This window comes from Pseudomonas sp. (genome assembly GCF_037994325.1).
GTDB lineage: Bacteria > Pseudomonadota > Gammaproteobacteria > Pseudomonadales > Pseudomonadaceae > Aquipseudomonas.
On the sequence record NZ_JBBNAH010000169.1, the window covers coordinates 1 to 5,819 of the forward strand.

Genomic DNA, 5,819 nt, shown 5'->3' on the forward strand with positions numbered 1-5,819 from the left:
TATTCAACCTACCGCCGAGAAAAGCCTGCGCGATTTGCTCAAGTGGCAGCTTAACCGTGAGCGCACCGATGCGTGGGTTGAACAACCAGCGCTGACCACCCCGCCCGAGGTGCAAGAACGGGTAATGGGTGACGACCTAAAGGCCACCTATATCAACCACGCCACTGTGCTGTTGCAGACTCAGGGCCTGAATATTCTCACCGACCCGGTGTGGTCCAAGCGCGTGAGCCCCTTTACCTTTATCGGCCCCAAGCGCTTTCAACAGCCGGGCCTGAGCATTAGCCAACTGCCAGCGATTGACCTGATTTTGGTCAGCCACAACCACTACGACCACCTTGATTTGGAAAGCCTGCGGCAACTGGCGCTGCGCTTCCCCGAGGCCAAAGTGGTCAGTGGTTTGGGCAACGGCGAATTGATTAAACAAACCGGTTTTAGCGATGTGGTGGAAATCGACTGGTGGCAGGAGTTGCCCATCAGACCAACGCTGAGTGTGCATGGCGTACCGGTGCAACATTGGTCATCGCGTACCCGTGCCGACACCAACCACACCCTATGGCTGGGCTTTGTTTTGCAGGCGCCGGGCGGGCCGCTGCTATTCCCCGGCGATACCGGGCTGGGGCCGGAATTTAAACTGATCAACGAGCGCTTCGGCCCTATGCGCTTTGCGCTGTTACCGATTGGCGCCTACGCCCCACGCTGGTTTATGCGCGACCACCATATGAACCCCGAAGATGCCGTGCAGGCGCACCGGCAACTGCAAGCGAAAAATAGCCTGGCGATTCACTTCGGCACCTTTCGCCTGACTGATGAAGGCCAGTTTGCGCCGCCGGCCGATTTGGCCGCCGCGTTGCAGGAACAAGCGGTAGATCCGCAGCATTTTCGCGTGCCCAAACCAGGGGATACCTGGCTGGTGCCGTAACGCCAAGGCGCACATGCGCCTGCTGTGCTGGGCGCGCAGAAGATCACGGTCTTATTCGAAACACTGGATCCCCGCCTTCGCGGGGAAGACGGTGTTGGTCACAGAGCCCTCCGTCATCCCCGCGAAGGGGGCGGTGCGCACAGCACACCCTACGACCTCCTGGCGATTAGCGGCGCCTACCAGATCGTCTTCGCCAAGGTCGCCGCCGACAACACCACCAACACACTGCCAATCAGCACATGCAAGGCCATGGGCTTGCGTCGAAACAACACCTGCCCCAGCACATTGCCGAGCAATGCCGGCACCAGCAGGCTCGCGGCCAGGTGCAGATGCTCGGCATTCAACACCTGCAACCACCATAGGCTGCCCAGCGCGAGCAGATCACTGACGGCAAAAAACACGATGGCCGTACCGCGCACATTGGCTGCCGGCAAACCACTACGCAGCAGGTAAACCACCACCGGCGGCCCACCGGCCGAGGCCATCGCCGTCACCAGTCCGGAGACCAACCCCGCCGGCAATGCCCAGCCCACCGCCACCGGCCGCGCACTGCTCGGTTGGCGCACCAGCACCAGCAATCCGCCGACCAAACACAACAGCGCCACCACCGGCGCCATCCACTGTTCCGGTAGACGGGCCAGGGCCAGCGCGCCAATCGGCACCGCCAGCAACATGCCGGCAATCAAACGCAGGCCTATGCCACGGTGAAAGGTTTGCCCGGCGCCGCGCCACAGGCTGACGCTACAGACCAGGTCCAACAGCAGCACCACCGGAATCGCCAACGCGGGCGGGCTAACCGTCAGCAACCCCAACGCCAACACCATGGCAAATCCAAAGCCGCTATAACCGCGTAGCAACCCGGCGGCAAAAGCCAGAATCAACAACATGTCAGGCATCCCCTGATGGTGGTGCGCTGACTGTAAGGGGCCGCAGATCGCCACCGAGAGGGCCAGTTACGCGCGGAGGTTGAGCCACCGACCTAAAGCACTGCACCATTCTGACCACCCAGCAGCAAATCGCACCGAAATGGCGCACACAATCGACCAAGCAATAGGCCCCTGTCGATGGCAAAACCTGATCACTGCGGCAACAAAATGGCTGCTTTTGCCATATCCGGCTCAGCGCCCGCACTACTCTGGCGCAAGAGGCACGGCTATTGCTCTAGCCTGCGACAACCTGAATTCACGTAAGCCGCTGATGAACGCACCTGTCCCTTCTGCTTTATTCACCCCCAGCTGGCACGCCGAGCTGGAGCTGGCCTATGCCCGCCAAGGTGACAGCACGCGCCCGGTGATGCGCCGCCATCAAGGCCCACTGCGGGTGCAAAAGCATCTGTATGCCGAAGGCCCTGAAGTGTGCCAGCACATCATCGTCCACCCCCCCGGCGGCATTGCCGGTGGCGACCGCCTGAATATCGATGTGCAGGTGCAGGAACAGGCCTGGGCGCAGCTCACCAGCCCCGGCGCGGCCAAGTGGTATCGCGCCGCAGGACCGGCTTATCAGCAGGTGCACTTGCAGGTGGCCGCAGGCGCAACCTTGGAATGGCTGCCGCAGGAAACCATTGTTTACTCCGCCGCCCAGGCCGAACTCAGCACCCGTATCGAGCTGCAAGGCGATGCAAAGCTGCTGTATTGGGATATGGTCGCCCTCGGTCGCCCGGCAGCCGGTGAGCGCTTCGACAAAGGCCATTTCCAGGCGCATCTGGATATCCACCGCGACGGCCAGTTGCTCTGGCACGAACGCCAACGGGTGCTCGGCGGCGATGGTCTGCTGCACTCGCCCATCGGCCTCGACGGCCACCCGGTGTTTGCCACCTTGCTGGTCACCGGCGAGTTGCCTGCCGAACTACTCGAACACTGCCGCGAACTCTGTGCCGGGCCCCATGCCCGCGTACGCGGTGATCTCAGCCAATTGCCGGGCCTGCTTGTGGCACGCTGTCTCGCTAACGAGGCGCTGCATGCGCGGGCCTGGCTGATCGATCTTTGGCGCCTGCTGCGTCCGGCCCTGTTGGGCCGCGCTGCGCTGGCGCCGCGAATCTGGAGTACCTGACTGATGGACCTGAGCCCACGCGAAAAAGACAAGATGCTGATCTTCACCGCCGGCCTGGTGGCCGAGCGCCGTTTGGCGCGCGGGGTAAAGCTCAACTACCCAGAGGCCATGGCCTACATTTCCGCCGCCCTGTTAGAAGGCGCGCGCGATGGCCGCACCGTCGCCGAGCTGATGCATTTCGGCACCACCCTGCTGACCCGTGAGCAGGTGATGGAAGGCATCCCGGAAATGATTGCGGAAATTCAGATTGAAGCGACCTTTCCCGACGGCACAAAACTGGTGACCGTGCACCAGCCCATTGCCTAAGAACCGCCTGCATAAGAAGACGCCTATGATTATTCGCGACGCCGTTTCGGCGGACCTGCCCGCCATCCGCGACATCTTTAACGACGCGGTTCTCAACACCACCGCCATCTGGATGGACAGCACCGTCGACCTCGCCAACCGCGAAGCCTGGTTTGCCGCCCGCGCGCAACAGGGCTATCCGATTCTGGTGGCCATCGATGCGGCCGATGAGGTGGTGGGCTACGCCTCATATGGCGATTGGCGGCCGTTCGATGGTTTCTGCAATACCGTTGAACACTCGGTGTATGTACGCAGCGACCAACGTGGCAAAGGCCTCGGCCCACTGCTGATGCAAGCGCTGATCGAGCGCGCCAAAGCGGGTGGCAAACATGTGTTGGTGGCGGCCATTGAGAGCGGCAACGCGGCTTCGATTCGCCTGCACGAGCGCCTGGGTTTTGTCACCACCGGGCAGATGCCGCAGGTGGGCCGCAAATTTGGTCGCTGGCTGGATTTGACCTTTATGCAACTGATCGTCACCCCTGAAAGGAGCGCGCCATGATTCCCGGTGAATACCAGATCCAGCCTGGCGATATCGAGCTTAACGTCGGCCGCCGCACCGCCACGGTAAACGTCGCCAACAGCGGCGACCGGCCGATTCAAGTGGGCTCGCATTTCCATTTTTTTGAAACCAACGACGCGCTGACCTTCGACCGCGCCGTGGCCCGTGGCATGCGTTTGAACATTCCCGCCGGCACCGCCGTGCGCTTTGAACCTGGGCAATCGCGCGATGTGGAATTGGTTGAACTGGTTGGCCATCGCCGCGTGTTTGGCTTTGCCGGGCGGGTGATGGGCGATCTTTAAAAAGAACCCCTCACCCCAGCCCTCTCCCGCAAGCGGGAGAGGGGGCGTTAGAGATACGAACTCCGTTGAGCTCCCCTCGCCCACTTGTGGGAGAGGGGCTGGGGGTGAGGGCAAGGGATTACGCAGAAGCATTTCTGGGAAACCGATGATGAAAATCAGCAAACAAGCCTACGCCGATATGTTCGGCCCCACCGTTGGCGACAAAGTGCGCCTGGCCGACACCGAGCTGTGGATTGAGGTGGAGAAAGACTTCACCACCTATGGCGATGAGGTGAAATTCGGCGGCGGCAAAGTGATCCGCGACGGCATGGGCCAAAGCCAATTAAACGCCGCCGATGTGGTCGACACGGTGATCACCAACGCGCTGATCATCGACCATTGGGGCATCGTCAAAGCTGACGTCGGCCTCAAGGGCGGGCGCATTGCCGCCATCGGCAAGGCCGGCAACCCGGACATCCAGCCGGACGTGACCATCGCCATCGGCGGTGCCACCGAAGTGATTGCCGGCGAAGGCATGATCCTCACCGCTGGCGGCATCGACACCCATATCCACTTCATCTGCCCGCAGCAGATCGAAGAAGCACTAATGAGCGGCACCACCACCATGATTGGCGGCGGCACCGGCCCGGCCACTGGCACCTATGCCACCACGGTAACGCCAGGTCCCTGGCATATGGCGCGCATGCTGCAAGCCGCCGATGCCTTCCCGATGAACATTGGTTTTACCGGCAAGGGCAACGTCAGCCTGCCGGAGCCGTTGATTGAGCAAGTCAAAGCCGGCGCCATCGGTCTGAAGCTGCACGAAGACTGGGGCACCACACCGGCGGCCATCGACAACTGCCTGAGCGTGGCCGACCAATACGATGTGCAGGTGGCAATTCACACCGACACCCTTAACGAATCGGGCTTCGTGGAGACCACCCTGGGCGCGTTCAAGGGCCGCACCATTCACACCTACCACACCGAAGGTGCCGGTGGCGGCCATGCGCCGGACATTATCAAGGCCTGCAGCCTGCCCAATGTATTGCCCAGCTCAACCAACCCGACGCGGCCGTTCACCCGCAACACCATCGACGAACACCTGGACATGCTGATGGTCTGCCACCACCTGGACCCGAGCATTGCCGAAGACGTGGCCTTTGCCGAAAGCCGCATTCGCCGCGAAACCATTGCCGCCGAAGACATCCTGCATGACCTCGGCGCCTTCTCCATGATCAGCTCTGACAGCCAGGCCATGGGCCGCGTTGGCGAAGTGATCACACGCTGCTGGCAGACCGCCGACAAAATGAAAAAACAGCGCGGCGCGTTGCCCGGCGATGGCGCCGGTAACGACAACTTCCGCGTGAAGCGCTATATCGCCAAATACACCATCAACCCGGCGATCACCCATGGCATCAGCCATGAAGTGGGCTCGATTGAAGTGGGCAAGTTTGCTGATCTGGTGCTGTGGCGCCCGGCGTTTTTTGGCGTCAAGCCAACCCTGATTCTCAAGGGCGGCGCGATTGCCGCGAGCTTGATGGGCGATGCCAACGCCTCGATCCCCACCCCGCAACCGGTGCACTACCGCCCCATGTTCGGCAGCTACGGCGGCATGTTGCACACCACCAGCCTGACCTTTATCAGCCAAGCCGCGTTCGACCTTGGCGTGCCAGAACAACTGGGTTTGAAAAAGCAGATTGCGGTGGTTAAAGGCTGTCGCAGCGTG

The 5,819-nt window shown here is 61.6% G+C and carries 7 protein-coding genes; 6 read left to right on the forward strand and 1 reads right to left on the reverse strand.

Annotated features, from left to right (window positions below; translation table 11 throughout):
• The coding region (locus AAAB16_RS05735; protein ID WP_340662473.1) for an MBL fold metallo-hydrolase at positions 1–919 on the forward strand (919 nt) is incomplete at its 5' end.
• Positions 920–1,095: 176 nt separating this feature from the next.
• Here AAAB16_RS05735 and AAAB16_RS05740 read toward each other — a convergent pair.
• Complete coding sequence (locus tag AAAB16_RS05740) at positions 1,096–1,806, reverse strand: sulfite exporter TauE/SafE family protein (protein ID WP_340662474.1); 711 nt, start codon at positions 1,804–1,806, stop codon at positions 1,096–1,098.
• 310 nt (positions 1,807–2,116) lie between these two features.
• Here AAAB16_RS05740 and AAAB16_RS05745 point away from each other — a divergent pair, with 310 nt between their 5' ends.
• From AAAB16_RS05745 to ureC, 5 genes are all read left to right on the forward strand, one after another.
• Positions 2,117–2,968 (forward strand): urease accessory protein UreD, encoded by an 852-nt coding sequence (locus tag AAAB16_RS05745; protein ID WP_340662475.1) that lies wholly within the window; start codon positions 2,117–2,119, stop codon positions 2,966–2,968.
• Positions 2,969–2,971: 3 nt separating this feature from the next.
• Positions 2,972–3,274, forward strand: coding sequence for an urease subunit gamma (ureA, locus tag AAAB16_RS05750; protein ID WP_110617240.1), 303 nt, complete (start codon positions 2,972–2,974; stop codon positions 3,272–3,274).
• A 25-nt stretch (positions 3,275–3,299) separates the two neighbouring features.
• Entirely contained in the window at positions 3,300–3,812 is a 513-nt protein-coding gene (locus tag AAAB16_RS05755; RefSeq protein ID WP_340662476.1) for an N-acetyltransferase family protein, read from the forward strand.
• Positions 3,809–4,114 (forward strand): urease subunit beta, encoded by a 306-nt coding sequence (locus tag AAAB16_RS05760; protein ID WP_340662477.1) that lies wholly within the window; start codon positions 3,809–3,811, stop codon positions 4,112–4,114. Before AAAB16_RS05755 ends, AAAB16_RS05760 begins: the two co-directional genes overlap by 4 nt.
• 148 nt (positions 4,115–4,262) lie before the next feature.
• On the forward strand, positions 4,263–5,819 hold a 1,557-nt coding region (gene ureC, locus AAAB16_RS05765; RefSeq protein WP_340662478.1), incomplete at its 3' end, for an urease subunit alpha.

What these genes read in the sequence shown, in the direction of transcription:
- AAAB16_RS05740 (WP_340662474.1), bottom strand. Translation starts at nt 1,806, where the DNA reads ATGTTGTTGATTCTGGCTTTTGCCGCCGGGTTGCTACGCGGTTATAGC.
- AAAB16_RS05745 (WP_340662475.1), top strand. Translation starts at nt 2,117, where the DNA reads ATGAACGCACCTGTCCCTTCTGCTTTATTCACCCCCAGCTGGCACGCC.
- ureA (WP_110617240.1), top strand. Translation starts at nt 2,972, where the DNA reads ATGGACCTGAGCCCACGCGAAAAAGACAAGATGCTGATCTTCACCGCC.
- AAAB16_RS05755 (WP_340662476.1), top strand. Translation starts at nt 3,300, where the DNA reads ATGATTATTCGCGACGCCGTTTCGGCGGACCTGCCCGCCATCCGCGAC.
- AAAB16_RS05760 (WP_340662477.1), top strand. Translation starts at nt 3,809, where the DNA reads ATGATTCCCGGTGAATACCAGATCCAGCCTGGCGATATCGAGCTTAAC.